Origin of the sequence: Spongorhabdus nitratireducens (assembly GCA_947387575.1) — a bacterium.
GTDB lineage: Bacteria > Pseudomonadota > Gammaproteobacteria > Pseudomonadales > Endozoicomonadaceae > CANDOC01.
Map to the genome: position 1 here is coordinate 134,721 of CANDOC010000008.1, position 22,530 is coordinate 157,250.

The 22,530-nt window shown below is 51.2% G+C and carries 18 protein-coding genes; 6 read left to right on the plus strand and 12 right to left on the minus strand.

Features of this window, described 5'->3' with window-relative positions:
• Window positions 1–60: 60 nt before the first annotated feature.
• From rnr to miaA, 10 genes are all read right to left on the minus strand, one after another.
• On the minus strand, window positions 61–2,718 hold the full coding sequence (rnr, locus tag ACYZZ0_RS15445; protein WP_461537541.1) for a ribonuclease R: 2,658 nt from the start codon (window positions 2,716–2,718) through the stop codon (window positions 61–63).
• A 228-nt stretch (window positions 2,719–2,946) separates the two neighbouring features.
• Window positions 2,947–4,239 carry an adenylosuccinate synthase gene (locus ACYZZ0_RS15450; RefSeq protein ID WP_461537676.1) on the minus strand — a complete coding sequence of 431 codons (1,293 nt, stop codon included), beginning with the start codon at window positions 4,237–4,239 and terminating at the stop codon, window positions 2,947–2,949.
• 230 nt (window positions 4,240–4,469) lie between these two features.
• Entirely contained in the window at window positions 4,470–5,654 is a 1,185-nt protein-coding gene (locus ACYZZ0_RS15455; protein ID WP_461537542.1) for an ATP phosphoribosyltransferase regulatory subunit, read from the minus strand.
• Window positions 5,655–5,696: 42 nt separating this feature from the next.
• On the minus strand, window positions 5,697–5,888 hold the full coding sequence (locus ACYZZ0_RS15460; RefSeq protein ID WP_461537543.1) for a DUF2065 domain-containing protein: 192 nt from the start codon (window positions 5,886–5,888) through the stop codon (window positions 5,697–5,699).
• 234 nt (window positions 5,889–6,122) lie between these two features.
• Complete coding sequence (hflC, locus tag ACYZZ0_RS15465; RefSeq protein ID WP_461537544.1) at window positions 6,123–6,995, minus strand: protease modulator HflC; 873 nt, start codon at window positions 6,993–6,995, stop codon at window positions 6,123–6,125.
• The gene (gene hflK / locus ACYZZ0_RS15470) at window positions 6,992–8,185 is read right to left on the minus strand and encodes an FtsH protease activity modulator HflK (RefSeq protein ID WP_461537545.1); all 1,194 of its coding nucleotides are present in this window, start codon (window positions 8,183–8,185) and stop codon (window positions 6,992–6,994) included. The genes hflC and hflK overlap by 4 nt, the downstream gene beginning before the upstream one ends.
• Window positions 8,186–8,467: 282 nt before the next feature.
• Entirely contained in the window at window positions 8,468–9,637 is a 1,170-nt protein-coding gene (locus tag ACYZZ0_RS15475) for a hypothetical protein (RefSeq protein ID WP_461537546.1), read from the minus strand.
• A gap of 150 nt (window positions 9,638–9,787) precedes the next feature.
• Window positions 9,788–11,077 (minus strand): ribosome rescue GTPase HflX, encoded by a 1,290-nt coding sequence (hflX, locus tag ACYZZ0_RS15480; protein ID WP_461537547.1) that lies wholly within the window; start codon window positions 11,075–11,077, stop codon window positions 9,788–9,790.
• A 194-nt stretch (window positions 11,078–11,271) separates the two neighbouring features.
• Window positions 11,272–11,526: an RNA chaperone Hfq gene (gene hfq, locus ACYZZ0_RS15485; protein WP_461537548.1), complete on the minus strand. Its 255-nt coding sequence runs from the start codon at window positions 11,524–11,526 to the stop codon at window positions 11,272–11,274.
• A gap of 519 nt (window positions 11,527–12,045) precedes the next feature.
• On the minus strand, window positions 12,046–12,999 hold the full coding sequence (gene miaA / locus ACYZZ0_RS15490) for a tRNA (adenosine(37)-N6)-dimethylallyltransferase MiaA (RefSeq protein WP_461537549.1): 954 nt from the start codon (window positions 12,997–12,999) through the stop codon (window positions 12,046–12,048).
• Window positions 13,000–13,153: 154 nt separating this feature from the next.
• Between miaA and ACYZZ0_RS15495 the strand changes: the two genes are divergently transcribed.
• Window positions 13,154–13,825: a metal-dependent hydrolase gene (locus tag ACYZZ0_RS15495; RefSeq protein WP_461537550.1), complete on the plus strand. Its 672-nt coding sequence runs from the start codon at window positions 13,154–13,156 to the stop codon at window positions 13,823–13,825.
• 14 nt (window positions 13,826–13,839) lie between these two features.
• On the opposite strand, the gene ACYZZ0_RS15500 is transcribed toward ACYZZ0_RS15495, so the two are convergent.
• A complete protein-coding gene (locus ACYZZ0_RS15500; RefSeq protein ID WP_461537551.1) occupies window positions 13,840–14,271 on the minus strand; it encodes a GFA family protein in 432 nt (143 codons plus the stop codon).
• A 65-nt stretch (window positions 14,272–14,336) separates the two neighbouring features.
• On the minus strand, window positions 14,337–16,304 hold the full coding sequence (gene mutL, locus ACYZZ0_RS15505) for a DNA mismatch repair endonuclease MutL (RefSeq protein ID WP_461537552.1): 1,968 nt from the start codon (window positions 16,302–16,304) through the stop codon (window positions 14,337–14,339).
• A 129-nt stretch (window positions 16,305–16,433) separates the two neighbouring features.
• Here mutL and ACYZZ0_RS15510 point away from each other — a divergent pair, with 129 nt between their 5' ends.
• The 5 genes from ACYZZ0_RS15510 to ACYZZ0_RS15530 all read left to right on the plus strand — a co-directional run bounded on the left by ACYZZ0_RS15510 (window position 16,434) and on the right by ACYZZ0_RS15530 (window position 22,261).
• On the plus strand, window positions 16,434–17,009 hold the full coding sequence (locus tag ACYZZ0_RS15510; RefSeq protein ID WP_461537553.1) for a hypothetical protein: 576 nt from the start codon (window positions 16,434–16,436) through the stop codon (window positions 17,007–17,009).
• Between the two features lie 68 nt (window positions 17,010–17,077).
• Window positions 17,078–17,650, plus strand: coding sequence for a hypothetical protein (locus ACYZZ0_RS15515; protein WP_461537554.1), 573 nt, complete (start codon window positions 17,078–17,080; stop codon window positions 17,648–17,650).
• An 87-nt stretch (window positions 17,651–17,737) separates the two neighbouring features.
• On the plus strand, window positions 17,738–19,273 hold the full coding sequence (gpmI, locus tag ACYZZ0_RS15520; RefSeq protein ID WP_461537555.1) for a 2,3-bisphosphoglycerate-independent phosphoglycerate mutase: 1,536 nt from the start codon (window positions 17,738–17,740) through the stop codon (window positions 19,271–19,273).
• Window positions 19,274–19,508: 235 nt separating this feature from the next.
• Complete coding sequence (locus tag ACYZZ0_RS15525; protein ID WP_461537556.1) at window positions 19,509–20,699, plus strand: murein hydrolase activator EnvC family protein; 1,191 nt, start codon at window positions 19,509–19,511, stop codon at window positions 20,697–20,699.
• Window positions 20,700–20,800: 101 nt separating this feature from the next.
• Entirely contained in the window at window positions 20,801–22,261 is a 1,461-nt protein-coding gene (locus tag ACYZZ0_RS15530; RefSeq protein WP_461537557.1) for a S41 family peptidase, read from the plus strand.
• Window positions 22,262–22,530: the final 269 nt, after the last annotated feature.

The following is a 22,530-nucleotide window of genomic DNA, read 5'->3' on the forward strand; positions in this document are numbered from 1 at the left end:
ATCCGGCATTGATCCCGAAATATCTTTAAAAACCAATGTATCCAAAAACCGGATTCGGCGTCAGGATTTCTTCACCGGCCTTTTACGAGGCTGCTTTCCTGTCGGCTTGGCACTTGCTCTGGACGTGCGTTTAGCAGCTTTCGACTTGGTTTTCTTTTTCGTATTTTTAGCAGGTCCGCTCTTTTCGGCAGAAGAATTCGTACCTTGTGCGCTCTGAGCAGCTTGCTGCTTTTTCTTGCCCCGGGTTCTGGACTTGCGTCGTTTGCTACCGGGCTTTCTGGCTACACTGGGGAAGTCACCGGGCTTCTCACCAGTGCGCTTACCAGAGCCTTTACCCGAACCCTTACCAGAGCTATCACCTGCAGCCTGTACTGCACGAGCTGCTTCCTCCAGCAATTCTTTTTTAGTCTTGCCTTTTTTACGACGATCGGTTTGCCCGACCATATTCTTTGGCACATCCCGGTTTTTACGACGACGGCGTGGAGACGGTGCTCCGGACAGTTCGAAATCAACCTTCTTGTCGTTCATATTCACCCGGGCCACGATGATGCTGAGTTCATCTCCCAAGTGATAGGACATTCCGGTTTTTTCCCCGACCAGACGCTGGCGACTGGCATCATAGTGATAGTAGTCACCCGGCAGACAACTGATATGAATCAGACCTTCGACATAAACATCCTTCAGCTCGACAAACAGGCCAAAGCCGGTTACAGCAGAAACAACACCTTCAAATTCGTCACCAAGATGCTGCTGCATGTATTCGCACTTGAGCCAGTCCATCGCATCACGGGTGGCTTCATCCGCTCGTCGCTCGGTCTGGGAACACTGTTCGCCCAGCGCCATCATCGCTGTCGTGTCGTAAGGATAAATACGATGAGCCGGGATAAGTTTCGTACCTTCAACCCGACGAACCTTATCGGTTTCACGCTCCGAGCGAATAATATGGCGAATCGCCCGGTGTACCAACAAGTCAGGGTAACGACGAATCGGTGAAGTAAAGTGGGCATAACCGGTAAAGGCCAGACCAAAGTGACCCTGATTTTCAGGGGTATAAACCGCCTGACTCATGGAGCGCAGCATCATCACCTGAATCAAGTGGAAGTCTGGCCGATCCTTGATGGATTCCAGCAGGTTCTGAAAATCGCCCGTTTTCAGGTTGCCGCCAGGCAGTGATAACCCGAGTTCCCCCAGAAAACTATTCAGGTTCAGTCGTTTTTCCAGATTCGGGCCTTCATGCACCCGGTAAAGTCCGGGCAGCCCATGTTTTTCCAGAAAGCGTGCGGCCGACACATTGGCGCACAGCATGCATTCTTCGATCAACTTGTGAGCATCATTGCGCTCGGTAGGCACAATTTTTTCAATCTTGCGCTGATCGTTGAAAATGATCTGGGTTTCGGTAGTTTCAAAATCAATCGCACCACGCTTTTTGCGCTGCTGCTTCAGGGCATGGAACAGGTTATAGAGTTCATCAACATGGGATACTACACTGGCGTATTGTTCTCGAAGCTGCTTGCCCTTATCACTTTCAGGCTGGTCCAGCATATCCCAGACCTTGGTGTAGGTCAGACGGGCATGGGAGTTAATCAGGCCTTCATAAAAACGGTAACCGGAAAGGCGACCATTGGCGCTGATGGTCATTTCACATACCATCGCCAGCCGATCAACTTCCGGATTCAGGGAGCATAAACCATTGGACAGAATTTCCGGCAGCATCGGCACCACATGTCCCGGGAAGTAAACCGAGGTTCCCCGGTTTTGTGCCTCTTCATCAAGGGCAGAGCCAACAGCTACATAATGGGAAACATCGGCAATCGCAACAAAGAGACGCCAGCCGCCACTCTTTTTGGTTTCACAATAAACCGCATCGTCAAAATCGCGGGCATCTTCGCCATCAATGGTCACAAAAGGCACGTGACGTAAATCTATTCGGTGTCCCTTGTCTTTTTCTGCAACTTCAGCAGTAAAGCGGCGAACTTCTTTTTCTACGCTCTCTGGCCAGACATGAGGAATTTCATGAGTCCTCAGTGCCACATCAATTTCCATTCCGGGATCAGTGCGATTGCCCAGAATTTCTTTTACCAGGCCAATCGGAGGACGACTGCGTGAAGGCTGCTCCAGAATTTCAACCAGCGCAAACTGTCCTGGTCGAGGCTGCAGCGGACCTGGCTTCAGCAAGACTTCACGACTGACCCGCTTGTTGTCAGGCATTACAAAACTGGAGTCACCCTCTTCGAAATAGCGCCCAACCAATTGAGATGTATTGCGTTCCAATACGTCAACAATACTGCCTTCACGCTTCCCCTTGCGATCAACGCGGGTTTCACGCACCACCACAACGTCGCCATCGAAAACCTGACGCATTTCCCTGGCAGAAATAAACAGATCATCCGAGCCATCTTTGGGAATAACAAAACCGTAGCCATCCCGATGCCCCTGAACCTTACCGGTTACCAGGTCCATCTTGCTCAGCAGGCCATACGCCCCTCGACGTGTTTCCAGCAGCTGACCATCCCGCACCATGGCAATCATACGCCGGCGCAAGGCTTCCAGTTCTTCTTCAGTAGTCAGCTCAAAAATGGCGCAAAGCTCATGATATTTCACAGGCCCGCGGCGTGTTTCCAGCTGCTCCATAATCAGTTCGCGGCTGGGGATCGGACTGTCATATTTGTTCGCTTCAGCCGCTGCCTGCGGATCGGCGTTTTTCCACCATTGGCTCATCGGCTTACTCTGTTTTGGTCAGGGAAATAAAATTTATTCAAAAGGATTGTTACCACGGAAATACCAGGTTCTGTTGAAATAACCTCACTGCGTATTTCCTGATTTATGATTGCTTATTCAACAGATTAACACCCACACAATAGCGGGCAACAGAATTATCGGGCTGGATTATGACAGGAATAAGCGTAATACCTGAAGGCCGACCGGCCTTCAGGTATCAGATCATTATCAGGCCAGAGGGTGGCGCAGGATAATGGTTTCGTTACGATCAGGACCGGTAGAAACGATATCAACCGGAGCACCGGTCAGTTCTTCCAGACGTTTGATGTAAGCGATTGCATTGGCAGGCAGTGCGTCCATGGACTTGGCACCGAAAGTGGTTTCACTCCAGCCAGCCATTTCTTCATAAACCGGAACAACCTTGGCACAGTCTTCAGCGGCAGCGGAGAAGCCCAGTTCATTGCCTTCTGCATCCTGATAACCGATACAGATTTTCACAGTTTCCAAACCATCCAGTACATCCAGCTTGGTCAGACAGATACCGGAAACACTGTTCATCTCAACGGCACGACGCAGGGCAACCGCATCAAACCAGCCACAACGACGGGCACGGCCGGTAGTTGCACCGAACTCATGGCCTTTCTCGGCCAGATGGCGACCATTGTCGTCAAACAGCTCAGTCGGGAACGGGCCACTGCCAACACGGGTGGTGTAAGCCTTGGTAATACCCAGCACATAATCCAGATACAGCGGGCCCATGCCACTACCGGTAGCAGCACCACCGGCAGTGGTGTTGGAAGAGGTTACGAACGGGTAAGTACCGTGATCGATATCCAGCAGGGAACCCTGGGCACCTTCAAACAGGATGTTCTCACCAGCACGACGGTGGTCATGCAGGCTGTCAGCAACCGGCTCGATTATCGGCTTGATCTGTTCAACCATCGCCAGTGTTTCCTGCAGCACGCTTTCCACACTTACTGGCTCGGCTTTCAGGTAGTGTTCCAGCACGAAGTTGTGATATTCCATCACACTGCGCAGCTTGGTTTCGAACAGCTGCGGATCCAGCACATCACCCAGACGGATACCACGACGGGCAACCTTGTCTTCATAAGCCGGGCCGATACCACGACCGGTGGTACCGATCTTGTCTTTACCCAGCGCCTTTTCACGGGCCATATCCAGTGCCACGTGATAAGGCAGGATCAGCGGGCAGGAAGGGCTCAGACGCAGACGCTCGCGCACCGGCACATTGCTTTCTTCCAGCTGGGCAATTTCTTTCAGCAGTGCTTCAGGAGACAGCACCACACCATTACCGATGTAGCACTTGACGCCTTCACGCAGAATGCCTGACGGAATCAGGTGCAGGACGGTTTTCTCACCGTCGATAACCAGCGTGTGACCTGCATTGTGGCCGCCCTGAAAGCGCGCCACTGCGCTAACCTGGTCAGTCAGCAGGTCGACGATCTTACCCTTGCCTTCGTCACCCCACTGGGTGCCCAGAATGACTACGTTCTTACCCATCATTACGTCTCTGTTAACGTGAAGCGCTATACCTTCCCGGCGTAACTTGTCCCTGCATTAATGCTCAGCAACAAATCCGGGAATGATGCCAAAACCGGCACCTGTTGCCGGCAAACAGCCACAAAAATCCATTCATCGATAGTGATGAATAGATTCAATAATGTCTGCAAACCGGCTATCCACCAGTAAAAACGGCGACTGTTAAAACAGTCGCCGTCAAAAAAGCTGTGTTATGAGTCCGTGAGTGAGCTGATCACCCATCCTGCACTCGTCTGCTGCAATATGCGATCGCACCCTGCAGCTATTGGTTCCTGCATCATGCCCGGTAATACCTGAACCACCTGTTCACCGGCATTGCGCAGTTTGCGGACTTCAGCCATCGGAGCATCAGCAGGCGCCAGAATTTTACCTGTCTTCTTTTCTGCCGGCCCGACAAGCTGCAGCAACAGCCCCAGATCAGTACTGAAACCTGTTGCAGGTCTGGCTCGCCCAAAAACTTCACCAATGCCGTCATAGCGGCCACCTTTGGCTACAGCCTGTCCCAGTTGAGGGACATAGGCGGCAAACACCACGCCGGTATGATAATTGTAACCGCGCAGTTCGCCCAGATCGAAATAACAATTTACTTCCGGGTATGCCGCTTTAATTCTTTCTGACAGTGCCTTGAGGTTTTCCAGTGCAACTCTGACCGGTTCCGGAGCAGCCGCCAGAATGCCTGTTGCCCGATCCAGGACTGTTTCATCTCCGGCCAACTCTGGAAGTTCTCGCAGCATATGAGCCAGTACAGCTTCCTGCACATGATGACTAACAAAGGCATCAACTTCGGTTGCTGACTTGCGTTGCAAGGCTTCAAACAGCTCGTCCTGCTGTTCTTCATCGAGACCTGCGGCCAGCGTCAGCTGCCGGAAAATATCCACATGTCCCAGATCCAGTGTGATGTTATTCACACCGGAAGAGATCAGCGTTTCCAGCATCAGGGAAATAACTTCGATATCACTCTCGATACCGGCATGACCATACAGTTCAGCACCAACCTGAATCGGAGTTCGGGATGCACCGGGGTTTGCGGGACGGGTGTGAAAAACCCGACCGGCATAACACAGCCGACTGGGCCCTTCTGCTCCCAGTGTGTGAGCATCAATACGGGCAACGGCCGGTGTCGTGTCGGCCACCAGCCCCATGGTTCGTCCCGTCAGCTGATCTGTCAGCTTGAATGTCTGCAGGGTCAGGTCTTGTCCGACACCTGCGGCCAGCGATTCCAGATACTGAATCTGTGGTGGAATCACCAGCTCGTATCCCCAGCTGCAGTAAAGATCCAGCAGCTGGCGACGTAAATCTTCAATCTGCCACGCACCCGGGGGCAGGACTTCCTCAATACCATCAGGTAACAGCCAGCGATCTGCCATTGTCATCATTATTCTCTCGATACGGCGGTAGACCTTGTTTTCGCTGTAAGGTCAGTTCACCAGATACAGCAACACTGTACCCAGTACCATACTGATCAGCCCCATCATTCTCAGGGACCGGTCATCGGTCACAGCCAGCAACGTCACCATGCGACGCCACCGACCGGGATAAAGGAAAGGTATAATGCCCTCAAATACCAACATCAGACAAAAAGCAACCAGTAGCAGTCGCCATGTTTCCATTGAGCGCTCCTTTATCCCGAGATTGACTCATCCTGAGTCTAGGATGCGATGTAGGGGGATGCCCCATTCAGTCGCCAGCAAAAGGCTTTTGGCCAATAAAAAAACCGGGACGGGCCCGGTTTTTGAAATTCTATCACATTAACTGTGCTGGTGTATTCACAAAGCAGCTCGAACATGAGCTGCTTTTTTGTTGTACAGCCATCCCGGAAACACCTGAGATGACTGCACTCACAATTACTTACCCTGCAGGTTGTTCAGATAACGGAAGAAGTCACTGTCAGGTTCCAGCAGCATAACATCGCCGGATCCCTTGAAGGTTTCACGATAGGCTTTCAGACTACGATAGAACGCATAGAATTCGCGATCACGGTCGTAGGCTTTAGCATAAATCGCCGCAGCTTCCGCATCACCTTCACCACGCACCTTCTCGGCTTCCTGGTAGGCCTTGGCCATCAGTACGCGCTGCTCACGATCAGCATTCGCCATGATACCTTCGGCAACCTCTTTACCCTTGGAGCGGTATTCCTGGGCTTCCTTCTCACGCTCGGAAGACATCCGCTCGAATACGGAGTCACTTACCTGAGGCGGCAGGTCAACACGCTTGACCCGAACATCCAGTACTTCCACACCCATTTCTTCACGGGATACAGAGTCCAGGCTGGAAGTGATATCAGCCATCAGCTCATCACGCTGGCCGGATACTACTTCGTTCAGGGTCAGGCCACCGAACTTGTTACGCATCCGGGATTCAGCACGCTGCGCCAGCAGGCTGTTGGCACGCAGGTTATCACCGGCAGTTGCACGATAGAACTTGTAGACATCAGAGATACGCCACTTGATGTAGGAGTCTACAATTACCGCCTTCTTTTCCAGTGTCAGGAAACGCTCGGAAGGCACATCCAGAGTCTGCAGTCGGGCATCATATGCGCGCATCTTGTCAATCAGCGGCATTTTGAAATGCAGCCCTGGTTCAACATTTGGCTTGATAATCTCACCAAAACGCAGCACCACGGCACGCTCACGTTCACTGACCACATACAGACTGGAGCTTCCTACCAGTACGATAAGGCCGATTACAATCAAAAAGTTTAATGCTCTGGAGCTCATCGGCTGGTCCTCCCTGAACGGGCAGAATTCACACGTCGGCTCAGTTCGTCAGCAACCTTGCCGGCCAACTCATTCAGTTCCTGGCTGGACATCTCGTTACGTCCTGATGCACTGTCAGTGCCGGACTGCTTTTCCATCAGCTTGTCCAGTGGCAGATACATCATGTTGTTTCCACCTTCCACATCAACCAGCACCTTGTTGGTATTGCCAAGAACTTCTTCCATGGTTTCCAGGTAGAGACGCTCGCGGGTTACTTCCGGCGCACGCTGGTACTCTGTCAGTAGCTTGGTGAAACGATCAGCATCACCTTGAGCTTGAGCTACGATGGTTTCACGGTAACCATTGGCTTCCTCTGTGATCCGCTGAGCCTTACCTCGGGCTTCCGGAACAATCCGGTTGGCGTAGGCTTCCGCCTTGTTCTTGGCACGCTCTTCGTCCTCACGGGCACGAATCACATCGTCAAAGGAAGACTGTACTTCACGAGGTGGCTGGGCACTTTCCACGTTGATCCTGGAAATTTCCAGACCGGTGCCATAGCTGTCCAGATATGTCTGCAGGCGATCTTTCACTTCGACAGATAACAGCTCCCGACCTTCGGTCAGAACCTGGTGCATCTCGGAGCTACCCACCACGTGACGCAAGGCGCTTTGAGTCGCCTCTTCCAGACTCTTCAGTGGCTGAGCCACTTCCAGTACATACTGCTTGATATCAGATATTTTGTACTGAACCGACATGGAGACTTCGACAATATTTTCGTCTTCTGTCAGCATCTGCTGCTTGAGGTTATAAGTCCTCAGCTCGGTTACGTTTTCCTGATATTTGGACTGCAGTGGCGGAAAATAGAGATGAAGACCGGGGCCCACAGTTTCGGAGAACTTACCAAAAGTCAAAATGACAGCGCGTTCTTTCTCATCAACGGTATAAACCGCATTCCAAAAATAGACAATACAGGCAATCAGCAGAATACCTACAAACAGGCTTCCGCCTCCCGCATTGCCGGAGCTGCCTCCCTTGCCGCCAGAGCTATCGCCCTTGCCGCCACCGAGGAAGCCATTAAGTTTATCCTGTACTTTACGAAAAGCATCATCCAGATCAGGTGGCCCCTGATTCTTGTTACCACGTCCCCCGTTACCGCGATTACCGCCACCCCAAGGATCCTGATTATTTCCACCCGGCTCGTTCCAGGCCATAGATATCTCCGTCGCGTCAGCGTTCAATAAATGTCGACCGGCTCGCTGGCACCCGGTCAGGACGGCTACATACGGAGGCAATTGTAGGGTTTGCCCTGACTATAGCGCAAGGCAACAATATGATATGCCATAATTACCCGGAAGCAATGCGCCCTGACACAGGTCTTCCGAAATCGATATGGGGGCAAACCCAAATTTTTCTACCCCGGATATCAAGTAAACCACTAATTGGTGTTCAAGCCATAGCATTTTTATTTCTGACCGGGGTAAAAATGTTAAAAATTACAACAGTTCATCTTCTGTCTGCTCAAAGTCAGAGTAGAGACTCTTCTTGAGTACACGGCGAAAGCAGTCATCTTCAGTATCCCAAATGCTCTCCCTTTCACTCTGCCTCAAACCTTCAAGCAAGGAAGCAGACATCAACTTGAGGGTGCACCCTTCTCTACTGGGAGTTGCTCCCATGCGATAGAGATAATGTTCCAGCACCTCTCGCATTTTTTGATATCGGGTTTCATCTCTTTGTCTTCGATGCTGAGGGGGGGTGAATGTATCATGTTCAGATAGCGGCATTAGAGAATAGCTGTTTATCTGGGTTGCCCCTTTTTCGCGAACATGCACCATCGCACCGTTTATCCGGGCAAGTGTCTGCTGTAATACATATTTACGGTTAACAATCTCACAAACGACGTCCAGGCGTTGATTCAACCGGTTAAAACCAAGCCCTGAAACCGGCAGCAGCCTCTCAGGGTCAAGCTCAGAAGGAATGGAACACCGCAGATATGTAACAACAATAATATCCGATGTACCGGACCCACTGACAGACTCTACTGAAAGTCGCTTTAATTTACCCGCAGGTAGTATTTGAACCGCAAATTGGGGGGACACCATATCTGGCAATGACAGAGAGAACGAGCAGACGGTTTCATCAGATACGTCTTCAGTTGTTTGTTCTATATAATTCGCTGACTCAAGCCCATGAACACTAACACTTCCACTGAATACAAAAGTCCATTTCAGTGTGACCGCCGGCATACACACAGATTGCATAGGTGCTGCTGAAAACGGTTTGTCCTCTGGCTTCAAAGGCTCTGACAAGTCAACAGGTCTGTCTTTACTCTCAGAGTTCACAACATCGGAAGCGGAAATGATACAAAACTGGAAAATATCACCTTCTGATTCAGCATCAGGCGGGAGCAGCACGCCCTCATATTGAATCGGTGTACCAAAAGAAAACGGTTCTTGATTGACCTGAATACTGTTTGCCAGCGGGAGAATTTCTTTCCCGTCTTTAGGGGTAATCTCAACAAACCAGGCCGTATAACGATTAAATATGCCACGAAGGCCAGACGTACAATCCACATACCGGGTCAGGTATTTCTTATCTACTTCAACACGAGCATCCTGCCCGGCTACAGTCGTTACACGAACAATTCTGTCATTGTTACTACGCAAAGTGACAGTATGCCCGGCAAATGCAGTAGTGCAGTGGGTAACAAGAAGAATATACAGGCACAGATAGAGTACAACGGGATAACTGATGCCCGTATTATCCCGTACAGGCACCATGAGGTTTGGCTCCGGAATACAGCAGGAGCCATAAGACTAGCCGGAAATCAGCGCCTCGGAATCAACACCTTCCTGACTAAAGATACGATCCAGATCCGCACGAGGCATGGATACCTCAAGTCGGGTTTGCCCCTCATCGTCATACCATTCCTTGACGACGCCACCGGACTCATACAACCGGGCTCTGAGCTTGCCTTGCTGATAACCGAGATTCAGTTCACAGCGCACCAGATCATTACCCAGTCTTTCCGCAATCGCCTGATGCAGTAGTTCAATACCTTCACCGGTTACTGCAGACAACCAGACTCTGACTGGCTGGCCCTTGTCATTGTAATCGATACCAGGCTCACGTCCGGGTAGCAGGTCAATCTTGTTGTAGACCTGCAGACAGGGAATTTCATGGGCATCAATTTCTGCCAGCACCATTTCAACCTGCTCGATATTATCCCGACGTTCCGGGTCGTAGGCATCGATGATATGCAACAACAGATCGGCGTCAGTGGTTTCTTCCAGTGTTGCCCGGAAAGCTTCCACCAGCTTATGCGGCAAGTGACGGATAAAACCTACAGTGTCAGCCAGAACAACTGGGCCGATATCCGGCAGCAATAAACGACGAAGCGTAGGATCCAGTGTCGCAAACAGCTGATCAGCGGCGTATACCTCGGCATCAGTCATTTTGTTAAACAGGGTTGACTTGCCGGCGTTGGTATAACCCACCAGAGAAACCGTTGGCAGCTGCACTTTGCGGCGCGCCTTGCGTCCCTGATTACGCTGTTTTCTGACCTTTTCCAACCGGGCGCTGATCGACTTTATACGACCCCGCAACAAACGACGGTCTGTTTCCAGCTGGGTTTCACCCGGTCCTCGCAGGCCGATACCACCCTTCTGACGTTCAAGGTGAGTCCAGCCACGCACCAGACGGGTGCTGAGATGCTGTAGCTGAGCCAGTTCCACCTGAAGCTTACCTTCGTGAGTTCGGGCGCGCTGGGCAAAAATATCGAGGATCAGACCGGTACGGTCAATGACGCGGCAGCCAAGTACCTTTTCAAGGTTACGTTCCTGACTGGGGCTTAATGCATGGTTAAACAATACGACATCGGCTTGTGACACACGCACTGTTTCAGCCAGCTCTTCTACCTTGCCAATCCCGATCAGATAACGGGGGCTCGGTTCATGGCGACTGACTGTGACAAAATCGACGGCATTGACACCTGCCGAGTGAACCAATTCCTGAAATTCTCTGGAATCTTCCCGATCTTTTTCATCGGTGAATTCGAGGTGTACGAGTACGGCGTTTTCACCGCCCTCATAGCGATCAAAAAACAACCAAATACTCCTGCAGACAGAAACTGTTTAAATTCGAATTATTAAAAATAAAACTGCCTTTGAGTTTTTGCTGGCAAATTAAATTCGGAAAAACTCACAATACCATGCTATTAACCCAGCATTAAGTACGCGTGTTTAACCCAAGCCTTCAATATGCCAGCATATCATTCAGATCAGCGAGTCAGATCAAAAGATCAAACCATCGGCTGAGCTTCACCACCTTCCGGAGTCTGCATCGGCAGACGAACCGGGCGGCTCGGTACCACGGTTGATACGGCATGCTTGTAAACCATCTGGCTTACAGTGTTTTTGAGCAGAATAACAAACTGATCGAAAGACTCAATCTGACCTTGCAGCTTGATGCCGTTAACCAGATAAATAGAAACCGGAACGCGCTCTTTACGCAGAACATTCAGGTAAGGGTCTTGTAAGGAATGCCCTTTTGACATTGCTGTACTCCTATTATTTGTAAATATATAAATCTGTATTGTTTGCGGACAACGTTCTGTTTTTACTATCAGGCCAGCGCTTTCTGTTATCACTCGGTTGGAGTATCACAGGGTTTGAGGGAAAACCGGCTGCAAGATATCGCCTGGTCAATGCCAGCGCCGAATACCAGCCCTGATAGCTTCCGTTCACCAATCCAGCATAGACAACCTGTAAAGGTTGAGCACATTAATTCACGCTCTGATGCCCTTCAATAAGTAATAGCTCCTACCATCAGATATACCGCTATGGCAGGCGTTGGCCGGAATATACGCAATACATTGAACCGGCCTGCCTGTCAGACATATCCATCGCTGAATTGATGACATAATACTTTCCGCAGTATTTCCTGGTCCTGCCCACTCCCGGAATCAGGAAATGTCAGGAACATTCATACGGAATCAATGACAGGTCTGGACTTCACTGAGGGTCTGCTCAGAGCAATTGGCACCATTATAACCTGTTTTATCACCCTGCACAGATTAGGTAGACCGGGTATTTTCCACCAGTACCATGGCGTCTTCCAACAAGGTATCGGACAAACTGTCCAGCCAGTTAAGATCCGGCCAGCTTCGCAGCCAGGTAAACTGCCGTTTAGCCAGCTGGCGGGTAGCAATAATGCCTTTATCAACCATTTCATCGTAACTCAGGTTACCATCCAGATATTCCCATACCTGTCGGTATCCCACAGCTCGAATAGAAGGCAGGGAAATATTGAGATCATCCCTTTGGCGCAGAGCCTTAACCTCATCAATAAAGCCCTGCTCCAGCATTTTGCGATAACGCAATGCAATACGCTCATGCAGTACCGACCGTTCTTCTGGTGCTACCGCCAGACTCAGTATCCGGCAGGGAAAGTCATCACCACCCGGTGGTGTTTCCTGCTGCAGTTCAGTCATCGAGCGACCGGTAAGGCGATAAATTTCCAGTGCGCGCTGCATTCGCTGGGGATCATTGGGGTTGATCCGGGCTCCCGCTACCGGGTCAACCCGCTGCAACTCTTCGTGCAGTGCAGGCCAACCCTTTTCCTCTGCTTCCTGCAACAGCTGGGCACGTATTTTTTCATCTGCCGGAGGAAGAGTGGAAAGCCCTTCTTTCAATGCTTTGAAATACAACATTGTACCGCCCACCAGCAAAGGAATTCTGCCAGCTGCAACAATCTGGTTGATCTCATCCAGTGCATCGCGCCGGAAGTCAGCAGCCGAATAGGGCTCAGCCGGATCCTGAAAATCAATCAGCCGATGAGGAGCCTGAGCCAGCTCCTCAGCAGAAGGCTTGGCAGTACCGATATCCATATCCCTATACACCATGGCTGAGTCGACACTGATGATATCGCAAGGCAACTGCTGGCTGAGCTTGATCGCCAAATCAGTTTTTCCTGAAGCCGTCGGCCCCATCAGAAAAATAGCCAGAGGCTTGGTGGAAGTTTCACTCATTTCAATTAATCTGGTTACAACCTGTGTTAATAGCATCTGTATACCAGAGAAAACACGGGCTTTTCACTGGCAAATTCGATAAACTGTACATATATACATATCTTGTAGCACTGTTAAATCACCATTCCCGCAATCAGGCCGGTAATTAATCTTCATGGCCAACTTTCGAACTCATCTTTCTGTTGCTGCCGTTGGCACCGGTGCTGTAACTATGGCAGCTGTCGCCGGACTTAATATCTCTCCCGTTTACGGCCTGCTGCTTTGGGGCGCTGGCACACTCGGCGGCCTGCTGCCCGATGTTGATGCTGATAATTCGAAATCACTGAGAATTGTTGCCAATGTTCTCACTGTTTTCCTGTTCTGCTTTTTGATGGCCGGTTTTAACCATCTTGACGTTAAGCCGCTGTTAATTCTGACCCTGACCAGTTTGGTATGTCTGCGTCTGGTCATTTTGCCTCTGATCAAACGCATTACTGTTCACCGAGGCAACTGGCACTCAATACTGACAGCCACCGCTTCGACACTGGTAACAACCGACCTGTGTTACCACTTTTTCCGGCTACCCGCTCAAATCAGCTGGCTAACCGGACTGTGTCTTGGTCTGGGATTCCTGATTCATCTGATACTCGATGAAATATGGGCAATCAATCTGGAAGGTCTGACCCTGAAAAAATCGTTCGGTTCAGCACTGAAACCCTTTCAGGCCTGTACGCCGTGGTGGACATCGGCCATTGCAGCATTGACTGCCACCCTGTTCTGGATGGCACCGCCATTAAATGATCTGCGTTATGCCCTGCGCCCGTTATTGAAGATAATTTATGGCTGAAGTCGCACACGGTTTCAAACCGGTTTGCGGGCGAGATAAAGTGCCATCTGTTTCGGTGGCCCTTGTTGCTTCAACAAATCATCCTGAATTTCAAAACGTTTATCCTGGCTGCTTAACCAGACATGACTCTCGGGAATGAAGTCATTCGGCCCTTCCAGTGTAGATGCCATGATGGCAACAATATTGTCCAGCACCTTCAGTTCCATCAGCACCAGTGATCCACACTTTATACAACTGTGTTCGACTACGGGCTGACCTGAACCGCCCAGATCCTGATAAGTTCGAGTTTCTCCTGACAGGGTCGAGCCCTCCCAGGGAACCATTACAAAACCTGTACACGGCGCACTGCTACGCTTCTGACAAGCATGACAATGGCAATAGCCTGAGAATACAGGGTCACGGGAGGTTTCGTACGTTACCTCACCACAGCGACACTGGCCTTTCATTATTATTTTTATCCGGCAGTTAAAGTATCCCGATCATGTGAGGAATTGTCGTCAAAATCAATGACTCACTGCCCCCGCATGAACAGTTTGTCCAACTGATCCAGACTTAACCGAGTCCAGGTCGGGCGACCATGGTTGCACTGACCACTCCGCTCTGTGCGCTCCATATCTCTCAGCAAGGCATTCATTTCTTCAACAGAAAGACGACGATTAGCGCGTACAGAACCATGGCATGCCATGGTCGCCAGAATTTCATTGAGGTGTTCTCTGATTCGGTCACTGGTACCGTGCATCACCAGATCAGCCAGCACATCACGCACCAGTTGTTCATTATTGCCACGGGAGAGCAGTGCCGGAATCTGACGTACTACTAGAGTTTCCGGCCCCATACGCTCAATACGAAAGCCCAGTTTAGAGAAGGTATCCTGATGTTCATCAGCACAGTCAGCTTCACGACTGCTGACGGCCATCGACAATGGCACCAGCAAAGGCTGAGCCTTTAACCCTTCGCCATAGACTGCATTCTTCATATGTTCGTAGGTGATGCGCTCATGAGCCGCATGCATATCCACCAGCACCAGCCCTTCAGAGTTTTCGGCCAGGATATAAATACCTTTCAGCTGCGCCAGAGCAAATCCAAGCGGCGGTACATCATCATCGGTTTCGGGCAGCGTTGATACTGACGGTTCTGCAACGGTATTCGTAGCAGCCGGTTGATGCAGCGCCTGATAAGCGGCCATTTCCGATTTCACCGCGGTACCGGATATACCATTACCGGAGCTGAAACTGCGTCCACCGAAATCTCTGCTTCCTGCCTCGCCACTTGCTGCAGATTCGCTACCAGCGTTACCACCATACCCAGTTCGATACTCTGTCGAAGATTGCTGCGGCTGAAACGTCAGGCGGGATTGCTCCTTTAGTCCTTCAACCATGGCCTGAGCTGCTCCACCGGTAGCAGGCTGGCTCTGATTATCTCCCGATGACGAAGCACCAGTATCTATCTGCTTTCCTGGCGGCAACTGATCTTCCGGACGAATATCAGCTAACGCCCGATGCAAGCTTCGGAACAGAAAGTCATGCACTGTCCGGCCATCACGAAAACGCACTTCGTGTTTGGTGGGGTGTACGTTGACATCAACCTGAATCGGATCCAGATCCAGAAACAAAACAAATGCCGGATGTCGTCCATGATAAAGCACATCCTGGTAGGCCTGGCGGATCGCATGGGCAACCAGCCGATCACGAACTACACGGCCATTCACGAAGAAGTACTGAAGGTCGGCCTGAGCCCGGGAGAATGTCGGCAAGCCAACCCAGCCTCTGAGCTTCAGGTCAGCAACTTCCATCTCGATCCGAACCGCATTATCAATAAACTTCGGTCCGCAAAGCGATGCTACACGACGATCCCGTTCGGCATCAGTACGAGCCGGTCGCAGCTGATGAACAACCCGCTGGTTATGTCGCAGGGTAAAACCGACATCGAACCGGCTTAGCGACAACCGTTTAACAACTTCTTCAAGATGACTGAATTCGGTTTTTTCTGTGCGCAGAAACTTGCGCCGGGCCGGGGTATTAAAAAACAGATCACGAATCTCGACCGTAGTACCGATCGGATGTGCTGCCGGCGCCAGTTCTGCAGTCATATCACGACCTTCAACCCGTGCCTGCCAACCGGATTCCTGGCCTTCAACTGCAGCCGTCAGTGTCAGCCTTGAAACAGAGCTGATACTGGCCAGCGCTTCGCCCCGGAAGCCCAGTGTTCCTACTGCTTCAAGATCTTCCAACTCACTGATTTTACTGGTGGCATGACGGGACAACGCCAGCGGCAAATCCTGTTTTGGAATGCCATGACCATTGTCCCGAGTCCGGATCAGTTTGACGCCACCCTGCTCCACATCCACATCAATGCGATCCGCCCCGGCGTCCAGGCTGTTTTCAAGCAGCTCCTTTACAACAGATGCCGGGCGCTCGACCACTTCACCGGCAGCAATCTGGTTGGCAAGACGGGGAGAAAGCAGATGAATGGGCTTCATATCAATACGGAAACAACAGGTAAGTGGAATCCTGTTAATCCTATCACTACCGGCCAATAAATTGTTACGTCAGCGTCCAAAGCCCGCGCTATCTGCTAAAAACTAACTTACAGTATTCATAAACCGCCCATGCTTATGATTCAGGTGTACCTTCGTAGTGATGATACAAACCCGGCCGGCGTCATGGTTGCCTACTTTGTCGGTCTGCATCAGGAGTACTCGCTGATCGATGATCTGATGATCAGCCGTCATGGATACGGGGATTCAGCTCAATATGCAGTTGTTTGCTCGGTCATGCCCGGCGGACAGAATCGCGACCCACAATTGATATCCAAACTCCAGGTTCTTGGTTTACGATCAATATCTGTATCCTTAACCAGCCTGAAAGAACGTATCCCTGCCGACCGTAACTGCTTTCACTTTGACTCCAACGCCCCTAATGCGAGCGATATTATCCAGTACATCCTCCTTGGGCTGGCAGAGCTCGATCCCACCATTGAAAAAGACACCGTATTTGCAGCGGCTGAACGCATCCTTGAGCAGCCCTTCTGTTTCAGTGCCCAGTACCTTGCAGCCATGACAATCCTGCAGTCACTGGGAAATGATCCATGGCACAGTGGCGCTATCGATAAACTGCCTATCAGCATCAATATGAAAGCCTACCTTTACCGGCTGCCTTCTCCGGTGTTTGAGAAAGTTATCTAGCAGGCTTTGAACATCAAACAAGCACCAGTGTCCAACAAACTGATTACCCTGGATCAGGAGACTATTTCATGCATCGAGCATTATTCAATTCGACGTGTCTGCATTCATGTCTTTTGGCCATCCTGATTACTACCTGTGCACCACATCTACCGGCCTCAACTGATGCTCCGGTATCCATCATCGAGCCTGATGAAGAACACTCAGATGAAGAGCAAATAGAAGTCTGGAAAACTTTGCTGGAAAAGAACTTCCGTGAGCAACCGATAGCGGCTCTGATTACGATTCAGAATTACAGCAAGGAGGATATTGATCAGGGACAGGGTGGCAGCTATGTCACCTGGCAGCTCGAATGCTCAGTTATTGATACCTATAAAGGCATACTCAAAGAAGTCATATTGCTGCCATGGACAGCCGAATGGCTGGATGGAAATGAAAAGCCTTCGCCTCCACCAGCCGGCACCACTCTTATCGTTTCTCTTGACTATTATGAGGATGGAAACGGTACCCGACAGTACCGGTTGCCTGATGTTGCCTATGATCTGCCTGACCTGCCCGAACTGATCGAAGCAGCCCGGACTTTCAGGATCACTTCAGGCGCCGGAGCTGGCGAGAAAGAATCTGCCACTTTGCTATCGCGGTGACTCACACTGGTTCCAACACCGAACAGTGGTTACAATCGTCGCCCCCTCATTTTATCGCTTTCCATTACAGCAAGGAGCTGAATCCATATGGCCGGCAAATCAACAACGCTTCTCCTGATTCTTGATGGCTGGGGCCATCGGGAAGAAACCCACTCCAACGCCATCGCTGCTGCCAACACTCCGGTCTGGGACAAACTGTGGCAAACCCGCCCGCACACCCTGGTTTCCGGTTCCGGTGGCGATGTCGGTCTGCCCGATGGCCAGATGGGTAACTCTGAAGTCGGTCATATGAACCTGGGTGCCGGCCGCGTGGTTTATCAGGATCTGACCCGCATTGCCAAGGCCATCAAGGATGGTGAATTCCAGCAGAACCCGGCGCTGTGTGAAGCTGTCGACAAGGCCGTTGCCAATGGCCGTCCGGTTCACCTTATGGGCCTGATGTCCCCCGGTGGTGTTCACAGCCACGAAGATCATATTCATGCCATGGCTGAAATGGCTGCTAACCGTGGTGCCAAGGAAGTATATGTACACGCATTCCTGGATGGTCGTGATACTCCGCCACGCAGTGCTGCCGCCTCTCTGGAAGCCATGGATGTCAAACTGAAGCAGCTGGGTGTTGGCCGTGTTGCCAGCATTATCGGTCGTTACTATGCAATGGACCGTGACAATCGCTGGGACCGTATTCTGTCTGCATGGGAAATGCTGACTGAAGGCAAGGCGCCACACCGTGCCAAAACTGCCATTGCCGGTCTGGAAGCTGCTTACGAGCGTGACGAAAACGATGAGTTCGTTCAGGCTACAGTGATTGCCGACGAAGATCAGGCTCCGGCGTTCATTCAGGATAACGATGCGGTTATCTTCATGAACTTCCGCGCCGACCGTGCCCGTCAGCTGACCCGCACCTTTGTTGATGAGCACTTCGACGGCTTTGTCCGTTCCGCTCATCCGCAGCTGGCTGACTTCGTGATGCTGACCGAATACGCTGCCGACATCAAAACCTCCTGTGCATTCCCGCCGGAGCAGCTGGTTAACACTCTGGGCGAGTACATGTCCTCTCTGGGCAAAACCCAGCTGCGTATCGCTGAAACCGAGAAGTATGCGCACGTGACCTTCTTCTTCAGCGGTGGCCGTGAAGCCGAATACGAAGGCGAAACCCGCACCCTGATCAAGTCTCCGCAGGTTGCCACTTACGACCTGAAGCCGGAAATGAGTGCACCCGAGCTGACCGAAAAACTGGTTGCAGCTATTGAAAGCGGCGAATATGACCTGATCGTCTGCAACTATGCCAACGGCGATATGGTCGGTCACACCGGCGTATTTGATGCTGCCGTCAAAGCCATTGAATGTGTCGACAGCTGCATCGGTGAAATCACTGAAGCGTTGGAAAAAGCTGGCGCTCAATGCCTGATCACCGCTGACCACGGCAACGCCGAGCAGATGGAAAATGCTGAAACCGGCCAACCTCACACTGCACACACTTGTGAGCATGTGCCGCTGGTTTATGTAGGTCCGAAGCAGATCGACCTGAAGCCTGGTGTGCTGTCTGATATTGCCCCCAGCCTCCTGACCCTGATGGAAGTTGATCAGCCGAAGGAAATGACAGGTTCATCGCTGATTGCCTGAAACGCCTTAGCTGTTTTTTGACAGCCTTCCCCTGCGAATCTCATGATTCGCAGGGGAAACTCTGCTGACTTGTAAACCCTATAACTAAAACATCTGTACCTGCTATTTCCGTCCCTGTTGTAAATCTGTACTCTGGAAGTAAATCCGGCAACGCTACTGATTGCAGGCACATTTTTTGCTGCCGATAAGACATGGAAGCTGCCCAAGCAATGTACACCTTCACCTGATGAACTTATTGACTGATTGTCTGAATGCTCTGAGACACTTTTCACCACTACAGGGGTCTGGAAACAGAGCCGTTTATCTGGCATTCAGCGCCTGCCTGCTACTCTGTTCTCCTTCCGGAATCGCTGAAGAAGATACCGCCAGCCGTTACAAGGAAGTCGACAAGAATATTCGTGAACTGCAGACTGTTCTCGCCAACATTACCGCAGAGCGCAGCCAGAGCCAGAAGCAACTCCAGCGCGTCGAAAAAGAGATCGCATCCCTTGGCCTCGAAATTCGGGATATCAGCCAGCGTTTCCGCCAGACCCGGAAAGATTTGCGCCAACTGCAACGACAGGAAACAGAGCTGGCCGGCAACCGGACCGTGCAACAGAATGCTGTAACTGACAGTATTCGTGCCGCTTATCTTGCCGGCCCCGAGTCAGACAGCAGCGCCAACATCAAGGTATTGCTGAACCAGCAGGACCCTGCCCGCAGTGCCCGCATCCAGAGTTATGACCGCTATATCAACCAGCAGCGTACGACACAGATTACCGAGTTCAATCAGACCATTACTTCGCTGCAACAGGTTCAGCTGGAGCGGCAACAACTGTCGCAGGCTTTGTCAAAGCAACAGCAAAGCCTGAGCAGCCGGCGCGACTCACTGGGCGGTGAACAGAATAAACGGAAACAGCTGCTAGCCTCTCTGGATCTCAAGGCCCAGTCCGGTCAACAGCGTCTCAGCCGGTTAAAGGAAGAGCGGCGGGAACTGGAACTGATCATGAAGGAACTGCAGCGTCGTCAGCAGCAGCCTTCCGGGCAACCCTTTGCCAAAATTCGTGGCAGCCTGCCATGGCCTGTAAACGGCCGCATTCGTTATGGTTTTGGCCAGAAAAGTTCAGACTCGGCTTTACCACTGCGAGGCGTCTATATCGATAGCCGGGGCGGTAATGAAGTCCGTGCCGTACACGACGGAAAGGTTGTCTTTTCAGACTGGATTCGGGGTTATGGCATGCTGGTGATTGTCGATCACGGCAATAATTACATGACACTGTATGCGCATAATGCCACTCTGTTAAAACAGACCGGAGAACAGGTGCTCTCCGGTGAAGCAATAGCAACCGTCGGCAATAGCGGAGGACAACCCCGGGAAGGGCTGTATTTTGAAATCCGGCATAAAGGTACCCCCGTCAACCCCAAACGCTGGTTAAAGAAAACCTGATACAGCAGTAACAGGACGGCCATGCAGCACAAAAGCTGACTGGCTATACTCGACCACTCGGACACTCTAATTACAGAAACAAAGCAGGAGCTTTTACAGCCATGCCCAACCCCTTGATTCGACAGGTCTGCCGCGGACTTTCTCTATGCATGGCTGTTGCGTTTATGCTGCCCGCGGTTGCAGAGGACAAAGCCGCAGAGCCGGCACCGGCAACATCAGAACAATCTACCCAGCACTCTACTCAGCAAGCTACCGACACCCAGGGCAAGCCCCTGCTGCCGCTGGAGGACCTGCGGGTTTTTGTTGAAGTAATGCAGCGTATCAAAACCGCTTATGTCGAGCCGGTTGATGACAAGACCCTGCTGGACTCGGCAATCCGCGGCATGCTGGAAGGACTGGACCCTCACTCTGCGTACCTCAAGCCGGAAGATTATAAAGAGCTGGAGATCAGCACCTCCGGTGAGTTCGGCGGACTGGGTATGGAAGTCAGCATGGAAGACGGTTTTGTAAAAGTCGTTGCCCCCATTGATGATACTCCTGCTTCGAAAGCCGGTATCCTGGCTGGTGACCTGATCATCAAGCTGGATGAAGAAAATGTGAAAGGTCTGTCGCTGACCGAAGCTGTGGATAAAATGCGCGGCAAGATCGGGGAGCCGATTCGCCTCACAATTATTCGGGAAGGTGCCAGCAAGCCACTGGAGATCAGTGTTAAACGGGATGTGATTCGGGTAACCAGTGTTCGCTCCCGCTTTATCGAACCGGGTTATGGCTATCTGCGTTTAAGCCAGTTCCAGGTAGATACTGATAAAGAAGTTGTTAAAACCATTGAAAAACTGAAGCAGGAAGCCGGTGAGTCAGGTTTGAACGGACTGCTGCTGGATCTGCGCAACAACCCGGGTGGTGTATTGCAGGCCGCCGTTGGTGTCAGCGATGCCTTTATCGATGACGGTCTGATTGTTTATACTAAAGGACGTATTCCCAACTCTGACCTGCGCTTCAATGCAACCAAAGAAACCATCGCCAGAGATGTGCCTGTCGTGGTACTGATAAATGGCGGTACCGCTTCTGCATCCGAGATTGTTGCCGGTGCCCTGCAGGATCATCATCGTGCGGTCGTCGTTGGTACCCGCAGCTTTGGTAAAGGTTCTGTTCAGACAGTTCTGCCTCTCAGCGCAGATAACGAGCGTGGTCTGAAGCTGACAACTGCCCTGTATTACACACCTAATGGTCGCTCCATTCAGGCTGAAGGTATTATGCCGGATGTCATTGCCCAGCGCGCCAAGGTAACTCTGCTGGAAAACCAGCTGACCTACCGCGAAGCCGATTTGCAGGGACACCTGAATAATGGCAACGGCAAAGCCGAGGCAGACAAGTCAGAGTCTTCAGCAAAGGAAAGCGCTGGCAAGGATGGTAAGAAGAAAGAGCAGCCGCTTGAAACCCGTGATTACCAGTTGAGTCAGGCGCTGAATATTCTAAAAGGGCTGCATATCGCTAAAACTGCAGCACCTGTTACCACAACACCGGAGAAAACAGACGACCAGCCTGTAGAAGAGAAAGAATAAGATTGTCTGGCGGACAGCTTTATCTGAGTTGTCCGCCTCTTCTCTCCCTGACTCTCATTTAATCTTCCCCTGACAGCACCCGAAAAAGTTTCCTGAAAGCACGCCCGCCAAAATCAATAACATCTGACTCAGATGGAGGAAAATCATAGTACTGGGCTAACAACAGCATCATCGTAAGCATCCCGGTAAAGCCGAGCACCGAAAAGATAAGCAAGATTCGCCGCATAACCACCTCCCTGTGAAATGCAGTCACAATTCTTCACGCTCAG